This is a genomic window from Pseudomonas sp. Eth.TT006 (assembly GCF_054456575.1).
In genome coordinates this window covers 204,365-230,650 of the sequence record NZ_JBTJEN010000009.1, presented here as the reverse complement: position 1 = coordinate 230,650, position 26,286 = coordinate 204,365, and the positions used below count along the sequence as shown (strand labels likewise).

Below are 26,286 nucleotides of genomic sequence, written 5' to 3'. Positions count from 1 at the left end.
GCAGCCTCAAGCCGTTCCTACAAGGGCTTCACATACAGCAGCACGTAATCGTTCTTGTCGAAACTGCCGCTCACTACCGGTTGCAGGCCGGCCAGCGAGGTGCCTTGCAGCGATTGCAGGTCCTTGCTGTCCATCATCAACCAGGCCGGGCCTTTGATGGCTTCGAGTTGCTGCACGGTCTCGGTGAACTGCGGCTGCAGGTCGTGATCGATGTTGACCATGAACTTGATTGCCTTGGCGTCTTTGCCCATGCCATGCAGGACCAGCGGCGCCGGGTTCTGTTGCACCTGGGTGAACGCGGCGCGGCTGAAGGTCTGCGTGTCGTACAGGCGGCACTCGACCGGTTCGAACACCGCCGCATACACCGTCCATAAGGCCAGCACCGAGCACAGCGCCAACACTTCGGCACGCCAGCGCGGCACCAGCACACGCCACAGGGCGAGCAAATGCAGGACGCCGAGCACGATCCACACCAGGGTCAGTCCGTTGAGTTGCTCGGGAAACCGGCGCTTGGCAACCAGCAGCACCACCAGCAGCAGTCCCGGTGTCAGCAGCCATATCCCTTGAATGACGCCACGCAACACGCGGAACACCCGCCCGTGCAGCACCTGAAACGGGTACGCGGCAATGATCCCCGCCATTGGCAGCATCGGCAGCAGGTAACGCGCTTTTTTCGCCTGCGGAATCGATAGGCCGACCATCACGATCAACCCGGCGGCCGCGCAGTACTGCACCAGCCGCAATGCCGATCCACGCTGCTGCGGTTTGCTCAGCCAGGTCGCGGCCAACGCGACGATGGCCAGCGGATACGCCAAGGCATAGTTGCCCAGCGAGCTGGTGAAGTAGTACAGCGAACCGCTGACGCCTTCACTGCCGTCCATGCGCCCCATGAACTGCATGCGGATCACGTCTTGCAGGAACGCTTCGCCACCGCTTTGTTTGGCCAGCCACAACAGCAGGCCGACGCACACAACGAGCAGGATCGAGGCCAGCACACCGAACACCAGCAGGCGTTTCCACTCACGGTTGAGCAGGTAATAACTGCAGAGCATGCCGGTCGGAACCACCAGACCGATCGGCCCGCGAATCCCGAAACCCAGCAGCAACAGGACAAAGATCAGCGCCCAGCGCCGGCCAGAGCCGAAGTGATCATGCGCATAACCCAGATAAAACACCGACAGCGCCACCGCCGCCAGCATCAGGTCTTGCGACACCGCGCGCACTTCGGTGACGAAGGTGCTGGTGAGCATCAGCAGCGCAATGCTGAGCAATGCCCAACGTTGCGAATGCACCGCCAGCAGGCGGTACATCAAGGTCACGATCACCGCGCCGGCCATGGCGCTGGGCAGCCACGCGGTCAAGGTGTTGACCGCGCCAAAGGGCAACGACAACAACCAGATGAACAGCGTCGACAATGCCGAATAGTCGGCATACGGCTGGCCGTAGGTGGTCGGGAACACCGTTGGCCCGTGGCGCAACATCTCCTGGGCAAACAGCACGAAGCGCGAATCGAAGCCAATGGGCGCCTGTCCGTAGACCCCGGCGATAAACAACAGCAGTGCCAGCAGCCCTGCGATCAGGGACTGCCGGCGGATGACAGGCGACAACCCGATCAAGCGACGTTCGCCGTGTTCGGCCACTGTTGCAGCGGCATCGGCAGTTTGCGCGAATCGCCACGGCCGATCGGGAAGTACTTGAAGCCGTTGCGCGCCAGACGTTCGGCGTCGTACAGGTTGCGGCCGTCGAAGATCACCGGCGCTTTCAAACGTTGCTGGATCAGATCGAAATCCGGCGCCTTGAACTGCTGCCATTCGGTGCAGATGATCAACGCGTCCGAGCCGGCCAATACCGATTCCGGGGTGCCCATCAGCATCAGTTTTTCTTCGTTCGGGTACAGATGCTGGGTTTCCTGCATCGCTTCCGGGTCGAACGCGCGCACACTGGCGCCAGCGGCGAACAGCGAGTCGAGCAGCACGCGGCTTGGCGCATCGCGCATGTCGTCGGTGTTCGGTTTGAACGCCAGACCCCACAGGGCGAAGGTCTTGCCGCGCAACTCGCCCTTGTAGAACGCGTTGATACGGTCGAACAGTTTGTGTTTCTGCCGCTCGTTGATCGCCTCGACCGCTTGCAGCAGGTCGCTGGAGCAATGCGCCTGTTCAGCGCTGTGGATCAGCGCGCGCATGTCTTTGGGGAAGCACGAACCGCCGTAGCCGCAGCCGGGGTAGATGAAGTGATAACCGATGCGCGTGTCAGCCCCGATGCCCTGACGCACCGACTCGATGTCCGCGCCCAGGTGTTCGGCCAGTTCGGCGATCTGGTTGATGAAGCTGATCTTGGTCGCCAGCATGCAGTTGGCGGCGTACTTGGTCAGCTCGGCGCTGCGCAGGTCCATGAACATGATGCGGTCGTGGTTGCGGTTAAACGGCGCGTACAGGTCGCGCATGACGTCGCGCACCTCGTCGCCTTCGCAACCGATGACGATGCGGTCCGGACGACGGCAGTCGGACACCGCCGAACCTTCCTTGAGGAATTCCGGGTTGGAGACGATATCGAACTGCAGCTCGCGCCCGGCCTTGTCCAGCGCCGCTTGAATGTGCGCACGCAGGGTGTCGCCAGTGCCGACCGGTACGGTGGATTTTTCCACCAGAATCAGCGGTTGCTCGCGGTGGCGCGCCACGGCATCACCCACCGACAGCACGTATTTCAGGTCGGCCGAACCGTCGTCGCTGGATGGCGTACCCACGGCGATGAACGCCACACGCCCGTGTTGTACGGCGAGTTTTTCATCCGAGGTGAAATGCAGGCGGCCGGCGTCCAGGCCTTCGCGCACCAGGCTCGACAGGCCCGGTTCGAAAATGCTCACGTGACCCTGACGCAGCAGCTCGACTTTCTTCTGATCGATGTCCATGCACACGACGTCGTGACCGACTTCGGCCAACACGGCGGCCTGCACCAGGCCGACATAACCGCTACCAAATACTGTGATTTTCATGGAGCACTCCTGAATTCGGGCGCACGAGACGGACGAGTGTTAATAGTGATGACCCCGAGCATGACCAGTGCCACGCCCAGCGATTTAGTGAAACTGAAGGACTCGTTGAACAACGGCAGACTGGCCGCCAGCAGGTACACCAGCGCGTAGCTGATGCTCAACAGCGAATAGGCCCGCCCAAGCGGCAGATCACGCAACGCCGCGAGCCAGCAGAGCATCGACAGGGCGTAGGCGAAAATCGCGGCGATAACCACTGCCAATGCCGCCAGATCAACGCTACCGGCACTCAGCGCCGCCAGCCATTGTCCCGGCTGCGGCAGCCGCGTCATGCTCCAGCGCATGCCCAGTTGCGCAGCGCTGACCAGCCCCACGCTGGCCAGGGCAAAACCGATACCCCGTACCTGGCTCATGACTGTTGCCCCAACAACACCACGCCGCCGATCACCAGCGCCACGCCCAGCCAATGCTGGCGGTCGATGGGCTCGCGAAAGACGAAGCGGGCGATCAGCGTGATAAGGACAAAGTTGAGGCTGAGCATCGGGTAAGCGATGCCCACTTCAAGGCGCTGCAACACCAGCAGCCAGACCAGCAGGCCGCTGCCGAGAGAAAACAGCGCCAGCCACAACCATGGTGAACGCAGTTTGTCGGCCCACGACGAGTCGACGCCGCGCCAGCTCTCCACCGCGTATTTCTGTGCGACTTGCCCCAGGCAGGTCAGCAGACACGCCGTCAGTAGCAACAACCAACTCATGACGGATCCTTGGGCAGCACCATGATCACCAGATTGCCCGACTCATAACGGGTACCGTCCTTGGGCAGCAGGTCCAGCTCGTCGAGCTCGTCCTGACCCTTGACCCGCATCAGCACGCCGACCGAGCCGCTGCGACGGGCGTCACGGACCCATTGCTGAACGTTGTCCTTGGTGAGTCGGCGTTCAGCGCTTTCCGGGTAGGACAGGCCGTATTTGAGTTCGCCCACCGTGTTGTACAGCGCCACCTGCGGTTGCTTCATGCGCCAGGCCAATGCGGCCGCAGCGCCGAGGTCATTGCTCAGTAAATGCGTGGCGCCGGACAGTTCGCTGACGTGATGGCGGATGAACTGATCCGGGGTCTTGTTCGCCACCACCGACTTGGGCAGCGCCGCCGGGAGGACCCCCGCCAGCAACAGGCTGCCCAGCGCCGGCGCCGCCCAGCACTGCAACGGCAGAAAGGCTTGCGCGAGGTTGGCGATGATCCAGCCGATCAGGGCGATGAACACCAGCACCAGGCTGTGCAGTTCGTGGTCGTATACCGGTTTCTTCAATTGCAGGTAAACCAGTGCGATCAGCGTGACCACGCCCAGCAACAGGTTGAGCAGGCCATTGATCCCCAGCGCGCGGCCCTGTTCCAGACGCAAACGATCCGCCAGCGCATGACCCAACAGCAGCGCCATCGGCAACAGGCACGGCAGGATGTAGGTCGGCAGCTTGCCGTTGCTCAGGCTGAAAAAGCCCAGCGGTAGCCACAGCCACAACAGCAGGAACACCATCTTCGGCTCGGCGCGGGTTTGCCAGGCTTGCTTGAACGCAGTCGGCAACATGCCCACCCACGGCAGACTGAACGCCACCAGCAGCGGCAGGTAGTACCACCACGGCGCGTCATGCTGCGCATCGTCACCGGCAAAACGCCGAATGTGTTCGTGCCAGAAGAAGAACCGCCAGTAATCCGGTTCCTGCGCATGCACCGCCAGCGCCCACGGCAGGCTGACGACGATCGCAATGGCAATCGCCACTGGACCAAACACCAACAGTTCACGCCAGCGTTTCTGCCAGAGCATCCACGGCAACGCGATCAGCACCGGCAGCAACCAGGCGAGAAAACCCTTGGTCATGAAACCCATGCCGCAGGCCAGTCCCAACAGTGCCCACGCGCCGAGGCGTTGCCCGGTGCGCTGGCTGTCGAGCGCAAACCACAGCGCCACCAGACTCAGGTTGACCCAGAAGGTGAATTGCGGATCGAGGTTGGCGTAGCCGGCCTGACCGGCGACCACGGTAAAGCTCATGTAGAGCAGGGCGCAGACGAAGCTTTTGCGCGGATCGCTCCACAACCGGCGCGCGACCAGGTAGGCCAGCAGCACACTCAAACCGGTGCTCAGGGCCGACGCAAAACGCACGCCGAACAGGTTCTGCCCGAACAACTCCTGGCCGATGGCGATCATCCAGTAACCGGCAATCGGTTTCTCGAAGTAGCGCAGGCCCATGAAATGCGGCGATACCCAGTTGCCGCTGAGCAGCATGTCCTGGCTGATCTGTGCGTAACGGGTTTCGTCGGGGATCCACAGGCCATGGGTGCTCAACGGCAACAGATAGGCCAGCAGACAGAGTCCGACCAACAGCGGCAGTGCCCAGCGTCTGGTCATGCGCCTTGCACTCCCAGCCAGCCTTCACGGCCTTCGAGCGCACCGCGTTGCACGCGGCCCACCGGCAGGGTGTTGAAATACTCGGGCAGCAAGTTGCCCAAAGGTTGGAAGTCAATCTGGCGCTGGCGGGCATCGGCCAGCAATTGACGAAAGTCCTGAGCCATCAGAATCCCTTCTACTTCGGCATGAATGGTGTAGACGTTGAGGGCTTGCGCCCGGAAGCGGTCGAGGATGAAGGCGTTGAAGTCCTTCGCCGCCACGTGCGGACCGACGACTTCGTCGAAGGTCGGCAAGTCCACTGGAATCTGCGGCGTCCCCGGCGTGCCGTCCGCCAGCAGCGGACGGAACAGGCTCTGCCCGCGGCAATCGCTGTTGTAGCGAAAGCCGAAGGTCTGCTTGGCCTCGATCACGCGCTCGTCCGCACGCCAACCGGCGGCGGCCGAGCACTGGATCTTTTCACCGAGAATGTCGCTCAAGGTATCGACGCCGCGACGGATCTGCTCGATCAGTTGCGCGTCGCTCCAGCGACCGGCATTGGCCTGCCAGCCATGGTGATCCCAGGCGTGCAGGCCGACTTCGTGACCGGCGTCCCGGGCATGACGCATCAGGTGCCCGAGATCCCGACCAATCGGTTTGCCGGGCCAGGCGGTGCCGGCCAGCAGAATGTCCCAGCCGTACAGCCCGGCCGCATTGGAACGCAGCATTTTCCAGAGGAATTGCGGGCGGATCAGGCGCCACAGATGCCGGCCCATGTTGTCCGGGCCGACACTGAAGAAGAACGTTGCCTTGACCTGCGCCTCGTCGAGCATCTCCAACAGGCGTGGCACACCTTCACGGGTGCCACGGTAGGTGTCGACATCGATACGAAGACCTGCCTGCATTACTTCTTGTCCGCGATTTCGAGCATGGCTTCACGCAGGAAGAAGTCCAGGGTGTTGCCGATGGTCTCGCGCATTTCCACGGTTGGCTCCCAGTTCAGCAGACGCTTGGCGTTGGCAATGCTTGGCTTGCGGTGTTCCACGTCCTGGTAACCGGCACCGTAGAACGCCTTGCTTTCCACGTCGCGGAAACCGGCGAACGGCGGGAAGTTGTGGCGCAGCGGGTGGGCTTCGAACTGACGCAGCAGCTCTTCGCCCAACTGACGGATGCTGGCTTCGTTGTCCGGGTTGCCGATGTTGATGATCTGGCCGTTGCACACGTCGTTGTCGTTATCGATGATCCGCGCCAGCGCCTCGACGCCGTCAGCGATGTCGGTGAAGCAACGCTTCTGCTCGCCGCCGTCGAACAGGCGGATCGGCGTGCCTTCCACCAGGTTGAGGATCAGCTGGGTGATGGCGCGGGAGCTGCCGATACGTGCCGAATCCAGACGGTCCAGGCGCGGGCCCATCCAGTTGAACGGACGGAACAGGGTGAAGTTCAGGCCCTTGGCACCGTATGCCCAGATCACCCGGTCCAGCAGTTGCTTGGATACGGAGTAGATCCAGCGCTGCTTGTTGATCGGGCCGACGATCAGGTTCGAGCTGTCTTCGTCGAAGTTCTTGTCCTGGCACATGCCATAGACTTCGGAGGTCGACGGGAAGATCACGCGCTTGTTGTATTTGACGCAGTAGCGAACCAGTTTCAGGTTCTCTTCGAAGTCCAGTTCGAATACGCGCAGCGGGTTGCGGGTGTATTCGATCGGGGTGGCGATGGCCACCAGCGGCAGGACCACGTCGCACTTCTTGATGTGGTACTCGATCCACTCGGAGTGAATGCTGATGTCGCCTTCGACGAAGTGGAAGTTCGGGTGGCTGCGCAACCGGTCGATGGCATCGGAACCGATGTCCAGGCCGTAGACTTCGTAGCGGTCGTCACGCAGCAGGCGCTCGGACAGGTGGTTACCGATAAAACCGTTGACCCCGAGGATCAGCACGCGGGTACGACGTGGCGCACGCCCGGACTCGGCACCGCGCAGCAGCGAACCGTCGACCAGACCCAGTTCGTTGGCCAGTTGCGGGCCGCTGAGGTAAAGACCGTTGTCGTTGCGCTGACCGGCGTTGATCAGCAGCGAATCCTGACCGCAGGCGATGCGCAGCGGATCGACGCTGATCACCCGGCCTGGCGCCTGACCTTCGTTGCCCTTGACGACTTCGGCGCTCCAGACGATCAGCTTGTGCTCACCGACGGCGCAGAAGGCGCCCGGGTACGGACGGGTGACGGCGCGAACCAGGTTGAACAGCTCTTCCGCAGGTTTCGCCCAGACCAGTTTGCCGTCCGCTGGAGTGCGGCGGCCGAATACGGTGGCCTTGGATTCGTCCTGCGGGGTTTCGGTGATCTTGCCTTGCAGCATGTTCGGCAGGGTGTCGCGCAGCAGGTCGCTGGCGGCGGTGCGCAGTTTGGCGTGCAGGGTCAGGCCGGTGTCGCTGCGCTCGATGGCAACGCGCTGCTGGGCGACGATGGCGCCGGCGTCAGCACGCTTGACCATACGGTGCAGGGTCACGCCGGTTTCGGTTTCGCCGTTGACCAGCACCCAGTTCGCCGGGGCGCGGCCACGGTAGCGTGGCAGCAGCGAGCCGTGCAGGTTGAACGCGCCTTTTTTGGCCAGGGCCAGCAGCGGTTCGCTCAGGAGGTTGCGGTAGTAGAAGGAGAAGATGTACTCCGGGTCGAGCTTGGCGATGCGCTCGATCCACAGCGGGTGGTTGGCGTCTTCCGGCGCGTGCACCGGGATGCCTTTGTTGGCGCACAGTTGTGCGACCGAGGCGTAGAAGGCGTTTTCTTTCGGATCATCGGCGTGAGTGAACACTGCTGCAATGTCATAGCCGCTGTTGAGCAGGGCTTCAATGCCGGCGCAGCCAATATCGTGGTAAGCGAAGACAACAGTTTTTGCACTCATGAGAGAACCTGATCGGAAGTGGAAGAAGTAGCGTTAGACGAAAGACCATCGACGGTGACGGCAGGGACCGGAGTAGCCGGCTGGCTGCGCAAGACCTTTTCGATGAAGAAACGCGGACGGGCGCGAACATCGCTGTACATGCGGCCCAGGTATTCACCCAACAGGCCCATGCCGATGAACTGGCCACCAGTGAACACGAACAACACGGCGAACAGCACGAACATGCCGTCGCCGGCCCAACCGGCACCGAAGGCCAGACGCAGGACGATCAACGCCATCGCGAACAACACGCCGAGCCCGGCCATGGCGAAGCCGACGATGCTCAGCAGACGCAACGGCGTGGTGGTCATGCAGGTGACCAGATCGAACATCAGGTTGATCAGGCGCATCGGGCTGTATTTCGAGTCGCCGTGTTCACGCTCGGCGTGGGCCACGACGATTTCGGTGGTGTGGCGGGCGAAGCTGTTGGCCAGGATCGGGATGAACGTGCTGCGTTCGCGGCAGGCGAGCATCGCGTCGATGATCGTGCGGCGGTAAGCGCGCAGCATGCAGCCATAGTCGCTCATGGCGACGCCGGTGGAACGTTGCACGGCGAGGTTGATCAGTTTCGACGGATAGCGACGCAGGGCGGAGTCCTGACGGTTGCCCCGCACGGTGCCGACCACGTCGTAACCTTTTTCGGCCTCGGCCACCAGCCGTGGAATTTCTTCCGGCGGGTTCTGCAGGTCGGCGTCGAGGGTGATTACCACATCGCCTTTGCATTGTTCGAAACCGGCCATGATCGCGGCGTGCTGACCATAGTTGCGGTTGAGGATCACGGCCACGAACGGGCTGTTTTCGCGGCCGGCGGCTTCTTCGAGCATGTTCGCCGATTCGTCGCGGCTACCGTCGTCGACCAGCACGATTTCAAAGTCGTGGTTGAGCTGGCGGCAGGCCGCCTCGGTGCGACGCAGCAGTTCCGGCAGGCTTTCCTGTTCGTTGTAGACCGGGATAACGATCGACACGCTACGGATTGGATAAGGTTTCACAGGCGTTTTTCCATGATGTGTTCGATGGCACCGACCACGCGGTCAAGGTCTTGAACGGTCATGTCGGGGAACAGCGGGATCGAGCAGAGCCGCGCCGAGTTCCATTCGGTGTTGGGCAGGTACAGGTCGGGATCACGCTGGCGGTACCAGGTGTGCAGGTGGGTGGCGATGAAATGGATACCGGTGCCGATGCCCTGATCCTGCAACGCCTTCATGAAGGCTTCGCGGTCCATGCCGCAGCGCTCGCTGTCGATGCGCAGGATGAACAGGTGCCAGGCGTGTTGCTGGGCGTAGGCGGGCAGGGCCAGCGGTTGCACCGGCAGGCCTTCGAAGCGTTGCAGGTACGACGTAGCCAGTTCGGTGCGGCGGGCGTTGATCGCGTCCAGGCGTTGCAGTTGCACCAGGGCAATCGCGGCATTGATGTCGGAGAGGTTGTACTTGAACCCCGGCTCGATCACTTGCGCCTGCGGCTTGCGGCCACCGGTCAAACGGTCATAGGCGTCAACGCCCAGGCCATGGAATTTGAGCATGCGCACGCGGCTGGCGAGGGCTTCGTCGTCGGTGACGAACATCGCGCCTTCGGCACAGGTCATGTTCTTGATGGCGTGGAAGGAAAAAATCGCCGTGCCTTGCGAACCGACATGGCGTCCCTTGTAGCGGGTACCGGCGGCATGCGCGGCGTCTTCGATGACCGGAATGCCGTGCTTGTCGGCCAGGGCATACAGCGGATCAAGATCGAACGCGGCGCCGGCGTAATGCACCGGAATGATCGCCTTGGTTCGCGGAGTAATGGCGGCTTCGATGCGCGCAGCGTCGGTCATCAGCGTGTCGCGATCGACATCGACGAACACCGGTTTGGCGCCGAGCAGGGAAATCATGTTGGCGGTCGAGACCCAGGTCTGCGACGGGGTGATGACTTCGTCACCCGGACCAATGCCCAGCGCCAGCAGGGTAATGTGCATCCCGCCGGTGGCCGAAGACAGCGCTACTGCATGTTTGCAACCCACGTACTGCGCAAACTGCTCTTCGAGTGCCTGGTTTTTCGGCCCCGTGGTGATCCAGCCCGAGCGCAATACCTGCTCGACGGCGGCAATTTCCTCATCGCCGATACTCGGGCGAGAGAAGGGGAGAAACGCCTGACTCATGGGCACCTCATTGCAAAAAAAATAAAGGATGGATTCAGTAACAGGTTGGATCCAGCCTCAGCGTAGACACAGAAAAGCGTTCCTGCATCAATGACTTGGCAAAAAAAGCATGACGTCGGGATAGTTTGACTTTTCACGATTTGCCCGGCAGGTTGGGGCACCGCCACGACCTCTCCGATGGGCATGAAGGTTATGCCGGTTTTTGTGAAAGGAACATGAAAACCCGGTTGGCGAATCGTTTATCTGTGGCTTATACAGGCACTGTTCAGACTTCTGCCATCCATCGCAGTTTTTTGTCGGACAGTGCGACTCAAGTACCTTCTTTACTTCACGTACATTGCATTTGTTAGTTGTTGTAGTGCTGTACATTTTTTACTCAAGGTTTAACGTTTGATTGATTTAGTTGCTGCACCCGCCGTCGCTGCAAAAACCAACCCGATGAGCCTGTACCTCGCGCGTCTGGCGCCTTCCAGCCAATTGACCATGCGTTATGTGCTGCAAGATGCGGCCGACCGGCTGGGCTTCGAAGACATGAATGTCGAAGAGATTCCCTGGCATGCCCTGCAACCGGAAGATGTTGTAGCGCTGGTCGCGGCATTGCGCGAAGACAACTACGCGCCGAACACTTCTTCGTTGTATGTGAACGCTGTGCGCGGGGTGATGAATGAGGCTTGGCGCATGAGTCTGATCAGTCAGGAACATCTTTTGAAGATGCGCTCGGTCAAGGGCATCGCCGGCACACGCCTGTCCCAGGGGCGCAATCTCAAGCGCACGCTGATTCACGAATTGATGGAAGTCTGCGCCGCCGACCCGCGCCCGCAGGGCCTGCGCGATGCCGCGATCATTGCCTTGCTGTATGGCACGGGGATGCGCAAGTCGGAGTCGGTAGACCTCGATCTGAATCAGGTCGACTTCACCGAGCGCAGCCTGTGCGTCACGGCCAAGGGCAATAAACAGTTGATCAAATACGCGCCGGCCTGGGCGTTCAGCAAGCTCAATGCGTGGCTGGAACTGAGGCGTTCACAGCTCAAGGAAGGCGAGAGCGACGATGCGTTTCTGTTCAACCGCATTCGCCGTGGCAGCCACATCACCCGCGAGCGCATTACCAAACACGCGATCTACTACATCGCCCGCCAGCGTGGCACCCAGGTCGGGGTGAAGATCATGCCCCACGACTTCCGTCGTTCATTCATCACTCGGGTGATCGAGGAGCATGACTTGTCGATTGCGCAGAAACTGGCGCATCACAGCAACATCCAGACCACCGCCAACTACGATGTGCGCGACGACAACGAGCGGCGGCGCGCAGTGGATCGCTTCGATCTTTGATCAGCCCAGGCCAAACACATGCGCCGCGCCGAGCACCGACAAGTGCACGGTGCTGTCGGCGGGTGGTGCGTGCATGCCGGTGCTGCGGACCAGTATCGAACGGGCGGGATCCTGAGTCGCAGATTGACTCAGCTCGACGGTCAGGGTGCAGGTGTTACCGGCGAAATCGCGCTCAGTGACCGTCGCATGACAACTCTGCTCGTCCGCTGGCCCTTCGCTGATCTGCAATTGCTCGGGACGCAGCATGATCTGTGCACTGCCGCTGAAACCGTTGCTGTTGACCGCCACCTGACCCAGATCGCAGTGCGCCCAACCGGCTTCGATCCGCGCCGGCAGCACCACGGCTTCGCCGAGAAAGTGTGCGGTCTGTTCATCGCGCGGATAACGATAGAGGTCCATTGGGTGACCGGATTGCACCAGCCTTCCGGCGCGCATCACCGCCAACTGATCGGCGAACGACAGCGCTTCGCTCTGATCATGGGTCACCAGAATGGTGGTGACGCCGGCGTCCTCCAGCAGGCGCGCGACCATTTTGCGCATGGCGCTGCGCAAGCCGGTGTCGAGCGCGGAGAACGGCTCGTCGAGCAGCATCAGCCGCGGTTGCTGCGCCAGTGCGCGGGCCAGCGATACCCGCTGTTGCTGGCCGCCGGACAATTCATGCGGCCAACGCTTGGCCATGTTGGCGTCGAGCGCAACGCTGTCCATCAATTCGAGAATGCGCTGAGTGCGCGCCGCGCCGGTCAGGGCCAGCCCGAAACCGATGTTTGCCGCCACCGTCATGTGCGGGAACAGCGCGCCGTCCTGCGGGACGTAGCCGATCTGCCGTTGATAGGCCGGCACCGCGTGGTGCTGGTCGACCAGGGTCTGGCCGTTGAGGGTGAGGCTGCCGGTGTCGGGAAATTCAAACCCGGCGATCATCCGCAACAGCGTGGTCTTGCCCGAGCCCGAAGGCCCGACAATGACCGTGCGGCTGCCAGTCGGCACATTGAGGCTGACGTCATCGAGCGCCTTTTGCGCTCCGAAGGTTTTACTGAGGTTGAGCAGTTCTAGAGCGTTCATCGGCCAGCGGTACGCCTGGATTGGTGATAGAGAATGGCCGTCAGCGGCAGGGAAAGCACGATCATCAGCAGCGCGTAGGGCGCGGCAGCGGCGTAATCGATTTCGCTGGTCATCGCCCAGAACCCGGTGGCAAGGGTGCGCGTGCCATTCGGTGCGAGCAGCAGGGTGGCGGTCAGTTCATTGGTGATCGCCAGGAACACCAGCGCCGCCCCGGCAGCAGCGCCCGGTGCCGCCAGGCGTACGGTGATCAGCCACAACGCGCGCATTGGCGAGCGACCGAGGCTTTGCGCGATGTTTTCCAGCTCCACCGGCGCCTGAGCGAAACCGGCGCGCAGACTGACCAGCGCACGCGGCAGGAACATCAGCAGATAGGCGAGCAGCACGGTGATCGCGGTCTGGTAGATCGGCCGGGCGAAATGGATGGTCACGGTCACCAGCGCCAGGGCGACGACGATGCCGGGCAGGGAGCTGGTGATGTAGTTGCAGCCTTCGAGCAATCGCTGGAGCTTGCCGGGGGCGCGGATCGACAGCCAGGCGATGGGGATTGCCGCAACGCTGGTCAGCAAGGCGCCGGCCACGCCATAGGACAAGGTCTGCAGGAGCGCCGGGACCAACTCGTCGCCTTGCCAGACCTGCACACCGCCGGCCAGCAGCCAGCGCCCGAGTGTCAGCAACGGCACGCCCAAGGCCAGCAGGCAGGTCGCGATTTGCAGCAGCAAGGCCAAAGCTGTTACGCCGCGACCCAACTGCACGCTGCGCTGATCCCGCGCGCTGCCGGAACCGACTCGCGCGTAACGCGCCTTGCCCCGGGCGGCGGATTCCGCGGTGAGCATCGCCAGACAGCACAACGCCAGAACCCCGGCCAGCATATTGGCCGCCGGGCCGTTAAACGTCGATTTGAACTGATCGAAAATCGCCGTGGTGAAGGTGTCGAAACGGATCATCGCGTACAGGCCGTATTCGGCCAGCAGGTGCAAGCCAACCAGCAATGCGCCACCGCAAATCGCCAGGCGCAGTTGCGGCAACACCACGCGGAAAAACACCGCCCACGGCTTGAGGCCCAGCGATTCGGCGACGTCTTCAATGGCCGGATCGAGACGGCGCAGGGTCGCCGCGACCGGCAGATACAGGAATGGGAAATAGGCGATCACCGACACCAGCACGCCGGCCGGCAGCCCGTGAATCGAGGGAATCAGACTGACCCAGGCGTAACTGTGAACGAACGCCGGCACCGCCAGTGGTGCGACCGCCAGCAGCGACCAGATACGTCGGCCGGGCAAATTGCTGCGTTCGGTGAGCCAGGCCAATGCGGTGCCGAGCACGATGCACGTCGGCAGAGTGATCAGCACCAACAGCACGGTGTTGATCAGCAACTCGCCAACGCGCGGCCGGAACACCAACGCCTCTATGCTCGCCCAACCGGTTGACCACGATACGCCGAGCACAAAAGCGATCGGCAGCAATGACAGCGCCGAGATGACCACCGCCAGTGCAACCAGCCAAGAGCGCCCGCGCAGGTTGAATGCGCGGGCGCTTTGGGTGCGCTGGGCGGGGGCCGTCAACACGGTCCCCGCCGGCAGGGTTTCAGGCATCACTTACAGCAGCCCGGCCTGGGTCATCAGCTCGGCGGCTTTTTTGCTGTCGAGTTTGGAAGCATCGACTTTCGGCGCATCGAGCTCCTTGAGCGGCACCAGTTTCGGGTTGGACGGCGCGTCTTTGCCCACGGCGTATTCGAAGGAGCTGCCGGTTTCCAGCACCTGCTGACCTTCTTTGCCGGTGATGTATTTGACGAACTTCTGCGCCTCTTCCTGATGTTTGCTGGACGCCAGCACGCCGGCGCCGGAGGTGCTGACGAATGCACCCGGATCCTGATGTTTGAAGTAGTGCAGGCGGGTATTTTTGCTGTTTTCGCCGGTCTTGGATTGATCGACGAAGCTGTAATAGTGATAGATCACGCCGCTGTCGATTTGCCCGGCATTCACCGCTTTGAGCACCGCGCTATTGCCGCGATAGATCGTTGCGTTGGTCTTCATGCCCTTGAGCCAGTCCAAGGTCGCGGCTTCGCCTTTCTGCTGCAGGACGGCGGCGACAATGGCCTGGAAGTCCGCGCCGGCGGGGGAGGCGGCCCAACGGCCTTTCCATGCCGGCGTGGCGAGATCGAGCAGGGATTTCGGCAGGTCTTTCTCGGACAACTTGCTTGGGTTGTAAACGAACACCGTCGAACGCGCGGCGATCCCTACCCAATTGCCATGGGCCGGACGGTAGGCAGCATCAACTTGCTCAAGGGTGCTCGGTGCCAGTGGTGCGAACAGTTTGGCGTTGTCCACCAGCACCATCGCCGGCGAGTTCTCGGTGAGGAATACATCCGCCGGCGAAGCGGCGCCTTCCTGCACGAGCTGGTTGCCCATTTCGGTGTCGTCGCCGTTGCGCACGGTCACCGGAATCCCGGTTTCCTCGGTGAATCCGGCCACCCAGGCTTTGGTCAGGGTTTCGTGCTGCGCGTTGTAGACCACCAGACCCACTGAATCAGCGGCGAAGGCGGGTGCGGCACCGAGCAACGCGGTGGCCAGCAACGCACGCTTGAAGAAGGTGGGAAGGCGAGAATTCATTCGGGCAGCTCCTGTTTTTAGACGTTATGAGCAAACCTTCGCAGGCAACAATGCGAACGATTTGCAAGTGTTGAGTCGCGGCAATGTAGGGTGGCAAATGAGAAAAAAACGTCAAAGAAACCGTTAATCCTTGTCATTGCCATTCAAATTGTAGCGACTCGTTACTTGGGGAGTACAACGTCATGCTTCAGGAGTGGGGAATGTAGGCCACGCTCTGGTCTTCGCGTCCGTGGAACAACTGCTCGCCACGGGTCGGGGTGGTGATAATCACTTGGTGATCGGCTTTCAGGTAGTCGAGCGGCAGGGTGTCACCATTGCGGTACTGCGCAACGACAATCGTGCGTTGCGGATCCCAGTGCTCGCCACTGGTGCGATCCAGCCAGGCCATCAGCGCCGCGCTGTCGCCACTGCGCGGGAAGTCCTGGGTTTCGGCCACGTAATAGAACGGCGCGCCGCCGGTTTGCAGGTACATCGGCACTTTATTGTCGACCTCGACCATGACCATACGCCACTGACTCAACGGCGCCTGCTCGCTGGCCTGCTGGCGCACCTGTTCACCGAAATGAATCACGCCACCGCCGCTGTTGGTCCACGGGTACAACACGCCGAGTATCGCCGCCAGCAGCACCGTGGCGACCGCGAAACCGATTTTCAGGCCGCGACGTTCACTGTTGCGCTCAGCCATGCGCCGGGTGATCCACCAAGCGCCGAGCAATTGCGCGAACGGCACCAGCGGCAACACGTAATAGCTGCGGCGACTGCCGCTGGCGGTGAAGAACAGCATCAACAGCGCCAGCCCCCAAATCAGCCAGCGGGTGTCCGGTTCGATGTGTTTCCAGTTGCGCACGGCGACCCACAGGGCAATCATCCAGCACGGCGCCCAGGGCAGGGTGTAGACCGGCAGGTAGATCAGGTAGGTGTAAATCGGCCCGAACTGGTCGAAGGGATCGAAGAAGCGCACCACGTTCTCACGCAACACCAGGCCCAGACCGCTTTGCGCGTAGTTGGGCGCGCCGTAGAAGTGCGAGAGCACGAACGGCGTCATGTAAAACGCCCCGGCGATCAACACTGCCGCGCACAGTCGCAGGTTCAGGTGGCGCTTCCAGCGGTGCTCACTGAGCAGGTGCGGCAACAGCACCAGACCCGGCAGGATGAAACCGATCAGGCCCTTGAACAGTGAAGTCAGCGCCAGCAAGCCGAAGAACACCAGGTAACGCCAGAACCGCGTGTCATCCGGACCGCGCCAGTACCACCAGACCGCCGCCAGCACGCCGCATACGGTGAGAATGTCGGCGGTGGCCACTCGCGCCCAGAACACGAAATAGAAGGTGGTCGCCAGCATCCAGCCGGCAATCAGCCCGGTGCCTTTGCGAAACAATTGTTCGCCGAGCAGGTACACCAGCCACACGCTGAACCACGCGGAAATCACCGAGGACAGGCGCAGCGACCAATGGCCCAGTCCGCCGGTGAACCACGAAGTGGCGGTGATCAGCCAGTACGACAGCAGCGGCTTGTCGTAATACGGACTGCCCTTGAGGTACGGGTCGAAATAGTCGCCGCTTTGCAGCATCTGCAGCGCGATGTTGGCCCAGCGGGTTTCCGCGCCCCACAACTCACGACCGCCCAGGCCAAGCAATAACAGCAGGGCAGTCGCCGCCAACAGGAGCAGCAACGGCCCCCGCTCAGTCTTGTTCTGGGTCATGGCTGGCTCTGGTTGAAGATGAGGATTTCCAGTTGGCCACGGCGATAGTGCTTGCCGTCGATCGGCAGCAGCTCGAGTTGCTGCGCATCCGAGGTGCTGTTGACCCGCATCACCACGCCGACCGAGCCTTTCTTACGCGCTTCGCTCATCCACTCGCCAACACCGTCCAGGCTGACTTTACGCGAGGCCATGGCCGGGTCGTTCAGACCGTATTTGAGTTCGCCGACGGTGTTGAACAGATCGACCTGCGGACGACCCAGGCGCCATGATAACGCTGACGCCGCGCCGAGATCATTGCTCAGCAACGAGGTGGTTGCGCTCAGTTCCTGCTGGTGTTCGGCGATGAACTGGTCCGGCATCTTGCTATCGACGATGGTCGCCGGCATGGCCGCCGGCAGCAGCGCGACGAGCAGGCCGATACCGAGCGCCGGCATCGCCCACAGCGTCAGCGGTCGGACTGTTTGCAGGGCGCCGGTGATCAGCCAGCCGAGCAGCACGATATAGCCCAGCGACAGACTGAACATTTCGCTGTGTTGGTAAATTTCCCGTGTCGCCTGCAGATAGATCAGCGCCACCAGCCCGGCACTCGCCAGCACCACGTTGAGCACGCCGTTGCTGCGCAGGACGCGACCGTCCTGACGCTCGAGCCAGCCCGTCAGCGTGTGGCCCATGAGCAAGGCCAAGGGCAGCAGGCACGGCATGATGTAGGTCGGCAGCTTGCCGCTGCTGGCGCTGAAAAACGCCAGCGGCAAGACAAACCACAGCGCCAGGAAGGCGATTTTCGGGTCGCGTTTTTCGCGCCAGGTGCGCAGCAGCGTCGACGGCAACAGCAACGCCCAGGGCAAGGTCGCGGCAAACAGCAGCGGCAGGTAGAACCACCATGGGCGCGCATGCTGGGCATCTTCGCCAGCAGCGAAACGGCGGATGTGTTCGTGCCAGAAGAAGAACCGCCAGAAGTCCGGTTCCCGGGCGTGCACGGCCAAGGCCCACGGCACGCTGACCAATGCCGCGACGGCCACGGCCACCAGGCCATAGCGCACCAGTTCACCGAAGCGTTTTTGCCAGATCATGTAGGGCAGGGCGATCAACACCGGCAGCATCAGCGCGAGAAAGCCCTTGGTCATCAAACCCATGCCGCAAGCGAAACCCAACAGCGCCCAGCCACCAAGGCGTGCGCGCGGAGTGCGGCTATCGATGGCAAACCAGATCGCGACCAGACTCAGGTTGACCCACAAGGTGAACTGCGGGTCGAGGTTGGCATAGCCGGCCTGACCGGCGATCAAGCCGAAGCTCATATACAGCAGGGCGCAGGCGGCGCTGATCCGCGGGTTGTTCCACAAGCGGCGGGCCAGCAGATAGGCCAGCCATACGCTGACGCCGCTGCTCAGGGCCGAGGCGATGCGCACGCCAAACAGGTTCTCGCCGAAAATCGCCTGACCGATGGCGATCATCCAGTAGCCGGCAATCGGTTTTTCAAAGTAGCGAATGCCCATGAAATGCGGCGCCACCCAGTTGCCGCTCTGCAGCATTTCCTGGCTGATCTGGCCATAACGGGTTTCATCGGGAATCCACAACCCGTGGGTCATCAGTGGCAGCAGGTAAAACACCACGAAGGCCAGCAGCAGGCCGGGGATCGCCAGGCGTTCGATCAAGGTGTTGTGCTGCAGGCGCGACACATTCAACGCTGCATGCTGCAGCGGTTTGTTCTCAGACGTCATGACTGGACCTTGGTGCAGTACAAGTGTGCGTATCAGTGACGCGCCTGACTTTTCCGTTGCAGGCGTGTCACCGGGTTGGATGAACACAGGTGGGAGCACGGCCGGTGGGCGTGTCCTGTGTTCAGAAAACTGGCGTGCTTCCCAGCGCTAAGTTCTCTCTGGAAAGCCAAGCTTTAAAATGAAATAAGTCCAGTTTTTACAACTAAAAAACATGTCTTATTACAAATTGCCGTGTGCAAAGGTGCTGGCCAGAGGCCTGTCGGTGTAATAGCGCGTAGTTGCCTTAAATAGTCTGCCTATTACTTGTTCATGTGTTTCCAGCCTTCGGGATTCATCAGGCCAATGACTTCAAGTTGGCCTTGCGCATCTATCCGGGCTAACACCGCGCTGCCATATTCGGCAGCCACCGCCCGGGGAAATCCGGTTTGCCGCTCAAAATCGGCGATGCACCCGCTGTGCGTCACCAGAATCATGTTCTGTCCGGGCGTCTTGTGCGCCACCACTTCATCGCGCATGGCCGGGCCGCAGGTTTGCAGCCATTCCTGCGCGATTGCCTCGTGGCCGAGCATGTAATGCGCAGTCTGCATGGTGCGTGTCAGCGGGCTGCTGAAGACCTGGGTTTTCTCCAGGCCCAATTGCGTGAAGCTGCGACCGACGTCGGCTGCAGCCACGCTGCCAATCTGAGTGATACCGTCCGCCGGACCCAGGCAGGTATTGCTCGAGCGGTCGCAACGTTCGGTATGCCGCACCAGTGCCACCACTTCGCCGGCCTTCCAGGCGCCAAGCCATTGCTGGGTGGCAGAGGCGCTGGCATAACGCAGGTTGGCGGGCGAGCGTTGTACCCAGACGAATCCGCAAATCAGTGTGATCAGCAGCAACCCCACGGCGATGATTGTCCAGGTACGCAGGCGTGACCGTTCCCGCCGGCGGGACGCTGATTGTACGTGTGCTAATTCCACCAAGACGTTGCCCCTTGTCATTCTCGAGTTCCATTCAGTACCCGCCGTGCAACGTCAGTTCGAGAACGTTAGTTACTTTACGGTGGTGTACTTGAATGGCTGCTGAACACTACGTTCAGGCTCGTGTCGGAGCAGTGAAGAACATGTGAAAAAATTGCGTGGAGGCCGCATGCCTGAACTAAAACGGCTATTTGATAAATAAACTCAAATACGTTTTTTGTTTATTGGCACTACTTAACAACGGCGGCAATGAAGGCGAAGCTGCGCCCGTTGGGCAACGGCATCGCGCGTTACCTTCTATTGTTCAGTATCAGCCCAGGAGTCGTTGAACCGGATGGACCGCAAGCAAAGCCTCGCCAATCGGATTGTGATCGTCTTCGCCTTGATGAGCGCTCTGGTTGCCGGCGTGTTCGCGATGGGCATTGTCGCCACCGTGCACGTGGTGGAACACAAGTTGACGATGACCTCGCTCAATGGTGGGTTGCGCCGCTTGCTGGCGATGGATGACATCAGCCAATGGCGGCACGAACCGGAAAAGAGCGAGTTGTTTTTCTTCGAGAACGGCCCCGGCCCGATGGCACTGACCGAGCCACTGGCGAGCCTGCCGCTGGGGTTCCAGGAGATCTCGTTCAACGGCAATGACTTCTATGCCATGGTCGAAGCGGTCGGCGGCCGCAAATATGTGCTGCTGCGCAATCAGGAGAGTTTTGAACAGCGTGAGCACCTGCTGTTTATCGTGGTGATCGTCGGCTTCATCCTCAGCGTGATTCTGGCCGTCGCCCTTGGCAGGTTGCTGGCGCGTCAGGTCATGGCGCCAGTGATTCGTCTGGCGCGGCAAGTACGTCATCGCGATCAATTGATCTCGATGGCGCCGGCGCTGCACCCGGACTACGCCGACGATGAAGTCGGCGCCCTGGCACTGTCCTTCGACCAGACCCTGGGCCGGCTGCGAGCCACCCTGACTAGGGAGAAACTGTTCACCAGTGATGTCAGCCATGAACTGCGCACACCGCTGATGGTGCTGGCCAGCTCCTGCGAGCTGTTGCTGGCCAACCCGTCGCTTGATCGGCGCTCCACCGATCAGGTCAAGCGCATCGCCCGGGCCAGCAGCGAAATGCGGCAACTGGTCGAAACCTTTCTGATGCTCGCGCGCAAGCCTGAAGAACTCGGCGCCGCTTCCACCTGCACGCTCAAAGAAGTCGCCGATGCCCAGGTGGAAGTCTGGGGGCGCCTGATCCGCGAGAAAGGTCTGGAATTCATCTATGAGCCGCATCTGGCCGGCGCGCAGCGCTATGACCTGACGCTGCTGCAGTCGGTCATGGGCAATCTGCTGCGCAATGCCTGGCACTACACCGATCAGGGTTTTGTGCGTCTGACTTTGCTCAATGACAGTTTTGTGGTCGAGGACAGTGGCATCGGCATCCCCGAAGAGAAGCGCCACGCCATGTTTCAGCCGTTCGTGCGCGGCGATGAACAGCGCGGGGAAGGCCTTGGGCTGGGACTGTCACTGGTGCAGCGCATCTGCAGCCATCAACAGTGGCAGGTAGATTTGGTGACCCGTGAACCCAACGGTTGTCGCTTTAGCGTCACGCTGTAGCCGATGGCTCAGGACGCCGCCGGACAAACGCGCGGATTGCTTGCCGCCTGACTGATCAGCGCTGCCAGACGCCGCACGTTGTTCTGTTGCGCGACCACCAGATCGTCAATCTTCGGGCCGGAGGGTGTCTGCAGCGTGGAGCGGCAGGTCAGCAAGCTGTTGTCCGCCGCACCGCTGGGACGCAGGCGCCATTTGACGTCGATCAGGCCGTACTGACCAGGAATCGAATCAAAGCGCTGCACATCGATGCGCACCGAGACATTGCCGCGACCGCCGCTATTGCTCAGTTGATCGCCAAGGGCACTGCGCAACTCATCCGCCAGACTCGCACCCCACCATTCGGTTTCCAGAATCGCCAGACCGCTGCTGCCCTGACGGATGACAATCTGCGGACGATCGACTTGCGGCGGCACGCTGATGCCCTCGATCGGGATCTGCGCGCCGGCGCGGGTGTTGGGCAGTTGCACCGGGGTCAGGGTGTGAAAGCTGATCGGCTCGCTGCGGCAGGCGCCAAGCAGCAACAACGTCGCGAGCACGGTGATTTTCAGCGGTACAGCCATGGCGTAGCTCCTGTGCTCAATTGCGCGGTGGTCCTTTGAGGTCCAGCGGTGCCGCGTTGTCCGGACGCCCGCGGATCAGCGATTCCGGATGACGGCCGAGATAGTCCGACAGCTCGCGCAGCGAGCGCGACATGCGTCCGAGTTCGTCGAGGGTCTCCGTGAGTTTTTCCCGCTGCGGCGAATCTTCGGCCAACGTCGAACTGGCCGACTGCAGGGTTTTACTGACGTCGGCCAGGGTGTTCTGCACGCCCGGCAGGGTTTTCGCGTTGAACTGGGTCAGGCTTTTGCGCAGTTCAACCAGATTGCTGTCGAGGTTGTTGGCGATGCGGTCAACCGGCAGTTTGTTGAGCTTGTCGACCACCGATTCGAGTTTTTCCTGCAACTGCTCGAGGCTGCCTGGGAGGGTCGGCAGGACCACCGGACGCGCCGTCGGATCAAACGCGACTTTCTCGGCTTTCGGGAAGAAATCCAGGGCGATGTACAACTGCCCGGTCAGCAGGTTGCCGCTACGCGCCTGAGCGCGCAGGCCATTGTCGACAAAGGTGCCAAGCAGGCGGATGCCGGCGGCTTCGTCGTTGGGATCGTGCTTGAATTCGGTCAGCATCTTTTTGTAGGCCTGACCGAGGCGCTGCGGGTAAATGACGATCCCGACGTTAAGCGGAAAAGTGCGTTTTTTCGCATCGAAATCCAGGTTGACCCCCACCACCCGGCCGATCTCCATGCCGAGGAACTCAACCGGCGCATCGACTTTGAGCCCGCGCAACGACTGGTCGAAACGCAACACCATGTACTGCGCTTTGCCGTTAGGCGGGGCGAGGGCGGTTTGCTGGTCTTCGAACAGCTCGAAATCCCTGTCGTCAGCGGCGGCCACATCGTTGGGACTGTAGTCCGGCGCGCGGAACGCGATGCCACCGACCAGCATGGTCGACAGCGATTCGGTTTTTACCGCGAAGCCGTTGGCGCCGACATTGATATCGATGCCACTGGCATTCCAGAAACGGGTGTTTTCGGTGACAAAGGCGTCGTTCGGCGAGTGGATGAACACTTCGATATCGACGCCTTTGCCTTCGGGGTTGAGGGCATAGGTGACGACCTGGCCGACCGGAATCTTGCGGTAGTAAACCGGCGAGCCGATGTCCAGCGAACCGAGATCCGGCGCGTGCAGCATGAAGCGCTTGCCGGGTTCGCCGTAGGTGATCGGCGGCGGGTTTTCCAGGCCCTTGAAGTGTTTCGCGCGGCTATCCGACTGACCGATGTCGGCGCCGATGTAGTCGCCGGAGAGCAGGGTGTCGATGCCCGACACGCCGCCGGCGCCAATGCGCGGGCGCACCACCCAGAACTGCGAGTCTTCGCGGGTGAAGGTCTCGGCCTGTTTGGACAGTTTGATGGTGGCGTCGACGCTTTTCTGATCGCCGCTCAACTCGACGTCGGTCACCTGACCGATCACCACGTTGCGGTATTTGACCTCGGTCTTGTTCGCGGTCAGGCCGCTGCCGGTCTTGAAGTTGACGATGACCGTCGGGCCTTCCTGCAGCAGGTTGTGCACCACCAGCGAAATGCCGACCAGCACCGCCACGATCGGCACGATCCACACCAGTGAAATGCTGAAGCGGCGGGTCTTGATCGGGGCCTGCCCCGGCGCTCCCGGCTCATTGGCGGCTGACGACTTCATCCATGTCCTCCTCGGGTTATCGGGCACTGAGCGTCAGGAACGCAAAAAGCACTTCATCAATATAGAAGTGCTTGGCGATAGAGCAAATTAACGGGGGGATGCAGGTTGTGGATGCACACGCAGATTGTGTAGGAGCTGCCGAAGGCTGCGATCTTTTGATCTTGTTTTTAAAATCAAAATCAAAAGATCGCAGCCTTCGGCAGCTCCTACAGGGGGCTCGCGTTAGCCGAGGATTTGGCGCAGGCGGTACCAGAGCATGCCCAGTGCCAGCAGCGGTGAGCGCAGGGCCGGGCCGCCGGGGAAGGTCATGTGTGGCACCGCGCTGAACACATCCATGCCCTGACTGTGTCCGGCGTGAATCGCTTCGCCCAGCAACTTGGCGCACCAGTGGGTGACGTTGAGGCCGTGACCGGAATAGCCCTGAGCGTAAAACACGTTCGGCTGCTGCTTGAGTCGCCCGACCTGTGGGAAGCGGTTGGCGGTGATGCCGATCTTGCCGCCCCATTGATAGTCGATGCGCACGTCGGCCAGTTGCGGGAAGACCTTGAGCATCTTCGGCCGCATGTACGCAGCAATGTCCGCCGGATCGCGCCCGGAATAATGGCAGGCCCCGCCGAACAACAGGCGCCGGTCTGCCGAGAGCCGGTAGTAATCGAGGCCGATTTTCTGGTCGCACAGAGCCAGATTGTGCGGGATCAGCTGCGCGGCGCGGTCCTCGGACAACGGCTCGGTGGCGATGATGTAGCTGCCGGCGGGGAGTACCTTGCCGCTGAGTTGCTGTTCGAGTTCGTCGAGGTGCGCGTTGCAGCCAAGGACCAGACTGCCGGCGCGGACGCTGCCGGTGGCGCAGCGCACCTCAACGGTTTCGCCGTGAATGATCTGCAGCACCGGGCTCTGCTCGAAAATCTGCACCCCGAGCGACGCCGCCAGACGCGCTTCGCCCTGCACCAGATCCAGCGGATGCAGATGGCCGGAGCCCATGTCCACCAGACCTCCGGCGTAGACACCGGCATTCACCACCTGCTGACGGATCTGCTCCGGGCCGACCAGCCGGGTTTCATGGCGATAGCCGAGTTCGCCGAGGCTGACTTGTTCGTCCTTGAAGGCCGCGAACTGGGCGGGCGTATTGGCCAGCTCGCAGTAGCCCCAACGCAGGTCGCACTCGATGTGATGGTCAGTGATGCGCTGCCGCACCAGTTCCACCGAATCAATGCCGGCGCGCTGCAGATAACGCACGCCTTCATTACCGACATAACGGGCAAAGCCTTCCACCTGATGCCCGATGCCACGGATCAGCTGCCCACCATTGCGCCCACTGGCGCCCCAACCGATACGGCGAGCTTCGATCAACACCACCGACAGTCCGCGCTGAGCCAGTTCGATGGCGGTGTTGACCCCGGTGAAGCCACCGCCGATCACACAGACATCAGCGCTCAGATCGCCGTCCAGCGTGGGGTAGGGCGTACTTGCCCGTGCCGACGCCGCGTAATAGGAGCGGGCGTGTTCCTGAGTGTACTGGTTCATTTGTTCGACTTCACTTTGCTCCACGAGCGGGTCATCAGGCGCATGATCGACTGCGGCGGGGTAGTGGAAATGTACAGTTTGTCGAGGACCTCCTGCGGCGGATACACCTCTGGGTTGTTCACCAGTGCTGCGTCCATGTATTGCTTGGCGGCCGGGTTCGGGTTGGCGTAACCGACCGAGGCGCTGACTTTGGCAATCACTTGCGGATCGAGCAGGTAATTGATGAAGGCGTGGGCTTCCTTGGGGTTGCTGGCGTCGGCGGGGATGGCCAGAAGATCGAACCACAGATTGGCGCCTTCCTTGGGAATGGCGTAGGCGATGTTCACGCCGTTTTTGGCTTCCTTGGCGCGATTGGCGGCCTGGAACACGTCGCCGGAATAACCGAACGCCACGCAGATGTCGCCGTTGGCCAGGTCTGAAACGTATTTCGAGGAATGGAAATAGGTGATGTACGGACGGATGCTCAGCAGTCTGGCTTCAGCCTTTTTGAAGTCTTCCGGGTTTTCGCTGCGCGGGTCCATACCCATGTAGTTGAGGATTGCCGGGAACACTTCGTCGGCCGAGTCCATCATCGACACGCCACACTGCGACAGCTTCTTGATGTTCTCCGGCTCGAACAGCACCGCCCACGAATCGATGTGGTCGATGCCCAGCACTTGCTTGACCTTGTCGACGTTGTAGCCGATGCCGTTGGTGCCCCACAGGTACGGCACCGAGTGCGCGTTCTGCGGGTCGTTTTTCTCCAGCAGCGCGAGCAGTTTCGGGTCGAGGTTTTTCCAGTTCGGCAGTTGCTCGCGATCCAGCTTGAGGAACGCGCCGGCTTTCACCTGACGGGCGAGGAAATGGTTGGACGGCACCACGACGTCGTAACCGGTGCGCCCGGCGAGCAGTTTGCCTTCCAGGGTTTCGTTGGAATCGAAAACGTCGTAGATCACCTTGATCCCGGTCTTGGCCTGGAAGTCGGCGAGGGTGGTTTCACCGATGTAGTCGGTCCAGTTGTAGACGCTGACCTGGGGTTGGGCCAGGGCTGCGGTGCTGCACAACAGGGCCAGCGTTGCGGGGACGATGGATTTCAACAGACGCATGTCGACACCTCTTAACATTATTGGATTCTTCGGGTGGT

The 26,286-nt window shown here is 61.4% G+C and carries 21 protein-coding genes; 2 read left to right on the top strand and 19 right to left on the bottom strand.

All coding sequences use genetic code 11. The annotated features are described in order from the left end of the window. Positions 1-17 precede the first annotated feature (17 nt). From ACXR0M_RS16710 to arnB, 9 genes are read right to left on the bottom strand one after another with little or no spacing between them, the layout of a single operon-like run. Positions 18-1,616 (bottom strand): ArnT family glycosyltransferase, encoded by a 1,599-nt coding sequence (locus ACXR0M_RS16710; protein WP_458832979.1) that lies wholly within the window; start codon positions 1,614-1,616, stop codon positions 18-20. Continuing rightward, positions 1,613-2,992: a UDP-glucose dehydrogenase family protein gene (locus tag ACXR0M_RS16705; RefSeq protein WP_458832904.1), complete on the bottom strand. Its 1,380-nt coding sequence runs from the start codon at positions 2,990-2,992 to the stop codon at positions 1,613-1,615. The genes ACXR0M_RS16710 and ACXR0M_RS16705 overlap by 4 nt, the downstream gene beginning before the upstream one ends. Next, positions 2,989-3,402, bottom strand: coding sequence for a 4-amino-4-deoxy-L-arabinose-phosphoundecaprenol flippase subunit ArnF (gene arnF / locus ACXR0M_RS16700; RefSeq protein ID WP_458832903.1), 414 nt, complete (start codon positions 3,400-3,402; stop codon positions 2,989-2,991). The genes ACXR0M_RS16705 and arnF overlap by 4 nt, the downstream gene beginning before the upstream one ends. Beyond that, on the bottom strand, positions 3,399-3,743 hold the full coding sequence (gene arnE, locus ACXR0M_RS16695) for a 4-amino-4-deoxy-L-arabinose-phosphoundecaprenol flippase subunit ArnE (RefSeq protein ID WP_458832902.1): 345 nt from the start codon (positions 3,741-3,743) through the stop codon (positions 3,399-3,401). The genes arnF and arnE overlap by 4 nt, the downstream gene beginning before the upstream one ends. Beyond that, a complete protein-coding gene (gene arnT, locus ACXR0M_RS16690; protein ID WP_458832901.1) occupies positions 3,740-5,389 on the bottom strand; it encodes a lipid IV(A) 4-amino-4-deoxy-L-arabinosyltransferase in 1,650 nt (549 codons plus the stop codon). The genes arnE and arnT (ACXR0M_RS16690) overlap by 4 nt, the downstream gene beginning before the upstream one ends. Further along, on the bottom strand, positions 5,386-6,270 hold the full coding sequence (gene arnD / locus ACXR0M_RS16685; RefSeq protein ID WP_458832900.1) for a 4-deoxy-4-formamido-L-arabinose-phosphoundecaprenol deformylase: 885 nt from the start codon (positions 6,268-6,270) through the stop codon (positions 5,386-5,388). Before arnD ends, arnT (ACXR0M_RS16690) begins: the two co-directional genes overlap by 4 nt. Continuing rightward, the gene (arnA, locus tag ACXR0M_RS16680; RefSeq protein ID WP_458832899.1) at positions 6,270-8,261 is read right to left on the bottom strand and encodes a bifunctional UDP-4-amino-4-deoxy-L-arabinose formyltransferase/UDP-glucuronic acid oxidase ArnA; all 1,992 of its coding nucleotides are present in this window, start codon (positions 8,259-8,261) and stop codon (positions 6,270-6,272) included. The genes arnD and arnA overlap by 1 nt, the downstream gene beginning before the upstream one ends. Continuing rightward, positions 8,258-9,289 carry an undecaprenyl-phosphate 4-deoxy-4-formamido-L-arabinose transferase gene (gene arnC / locus ACXR0M_RS16675; protein WP_458832898.1) on the bottom strand — a complete coding sequence of 344 codons (1,032 nt, stop codon included), beginning with the start codon at positions 9,287-9,289 and terminating at the stop codon, positions 8,258-8,260. The genes arnA and arnC overlap by 4 nt, the downstream gene beginning before the upstream one ends. After that, complete coding sequence (arnB, locus tag ACXR0M_RS16670; protein WP_458832897.1) at positions 9,286-10,434, bottom strand: UDP-4-amino-4-deoxy-L-arabinose aminotransferase; 1,149 nt, start codon at positions 10,432-10,434, stop codon at positions 9,286-9,288. Before arnB ends, arnC begins: the two co-directional genes overlap by 4 nt. Positions 10,435-10,872: 438 nt before the next feature. Between arnB and ACXR0M_RS16665 the strand changes: the two genes are divergently transcribed. Further along, positions 10,873-11,763 carry a site-specific integrase gene (locus ACXR0M_RS16665; protein WP_458832978.1) on the top strand — a complete coding sequence of 297 codons (891 nt, stop codon included), beginning with the start codon at positions 10,873-10,875 and terminating at the stop codon, positions 11,761-11,763. Here the strand turns inward: ACXR0M_RS16665 and ACXR0M_RS16660 are convergent, their stop codons facing one another. The 6 genes from ACXR0M_RS16660 to pmrG all read right to left on the bottom strand — a co-directional run bounded on the left by ACXR0M_RS16660 (position 11,764) and on the right by pmrG (position 19,831). Further along, on the bottom strand, positions 11,764-12,822 hold the full coding sequence (locus ACXR0M_RS16660) for an ABC transporter ATP-binding protein (protein ID WP_458832896.1): 1,059 nt from the start codon (positions 12,820-12,822) through the stop codon (positions 11,764-11,766). It lies immediately after the preceding gene. Then, entirely contained in the window at positions 12,819-14,414 is a 1,596-nt protein-coding gene (locus ACXR0M_RS16655; RefSeq protein ID WP_458832895.1) for an ABC transporter permease, read from the bottom strand. Before ACXR0M_RS16655 ends, ACXR0M_RS16660 begins: the two co-directional genes overlap by 4 nt. 3 nt (positions 14,415-14,417) lie before the next feature. Continuing rightward, complete coding sequence (locus ACXR0M_RS16650) at positions 14,418-15,431, bottom strand: iron ABC transporter substrate-binding protein (protein ID WP_458832894.1); 1,014 nt, start codon at positions 15,429-15,431, stop codon at positions 14,418-14,420. A 187-nt stretch (positions 15,432-15,618) separates the two neighbouring features. Further along, a complete protein-coding gene (locus tag ACXR0M_RS16645) occupies positions 15,619-17,133 on the bottom strand; it encodes an ArnT family glycosyltransferase (RefSeq protein WP_458832893.1) in 1,515 nt (504 codons plus the stop codon). Further along, a complete protein-coding gene (arnT, locus tag ACXR0M_RS16640; protein ID WP_458832892.1) occupies positions 17,130-18,851 on the bottom strand; it encodes a lipid IV(A) 4-amino-4-deoxy-L-arabinosyltransferase in 1,722 nt (573 codons plus the stop codon). Before arnT (ACXR0M_RS16640) ends, ACXR0M_RS16645 begins: the two co-directional genes overlap by 4 nt. A gap of 299 nt (positions 18,852-19,150) precedes the next feature. Further along, entirely contained in the window at positions 19,151-19,831 is a 681-nt protein-coding gene (gene pmrG / locus ACXR0M_RS16635; RefSeq protein WP_458832891.1) for a lipopolysaccharide core heptose(II)-phosphate phosphatase PmrG, read from the bottom strand. Positions 19,832-20,144: 313 nt separating this feature from the next. On the opposite strand from pmrG, the gene ACXR0M_RS16630 reads away from it, so the two are divergent. Then, entirely contained in the window at positions 20,145-21,407 is a 1,263-nt protein-coding gene (locus ACXR0M_RS16630) for a sensor histidine kinase (RefSeq protein ID WP_458832890.1), read from the top strand. Positions 21,408-21,415: 8 nt separating this feature from the next. Here ACXR0M_RS16630 and ACXR0M_RS16625 read toward each other — a convergent pair whose 3' ends face one another. The 4 genes from ACXR0M_RS16625 to ACXR0M_RS16610 all read right to left on the bottom strand — a co-directional run bounded on the left by ACXR0M_RS16625 (position 21,416) and on the right by ACXR0M_RS16610 (position 26,248). After that, positions 21,416-21,967 (bottom strand): PqiC family protein, encoded by a 552-nt coding sequence (locus ACXR0M_RS16625; protein ID WP_458832889.1) that lies wholly within the window; start codon positions 21,965-21,967, stop codon positions 21,416-21,418. Positions 21,968-21,983: 16 nt separating this feature from the next. Beyond that, entirely contained in the window at positions 21,984-23,639 is a 1,656-nt protein-coding gene (locus ACXR0M_RS16620) for a PqiB family protein (RefSeq protein WP_458832888.1), read from the bottom strand. A 222-nt stretch (positions 23,640-23,861) separates the two neighbouring features. Beyond that, a complete protein-coding gene (locus ACXR0M_RS16615) occupies positions 23,862-25,163 on the bottom strand; it encodes an NAD(P)/FAD-dependent oxidoreductase (protein WP_458832887.1) in 1,302 nt (433 codons plus the stop codon). Beyond that, positions 25,160-26,248: a polyamine ABC transporter substrate-binding protein gene (locus tag ACXR0M_RS16610; protein WP_458832886.1), complete on the bottom strand. Its 1,089-nt coding sequence runs from the start codon at positions 26,246-26,248 to the stop codon at positions 25,160-25,162. Before ACXR0M_RS16610 ends, ACXR0M_RS16615 begins: the two co-directional genes overlap by 4 nt. Positions 26,249-26,286 lie beyond the last annotated feature (38 nt).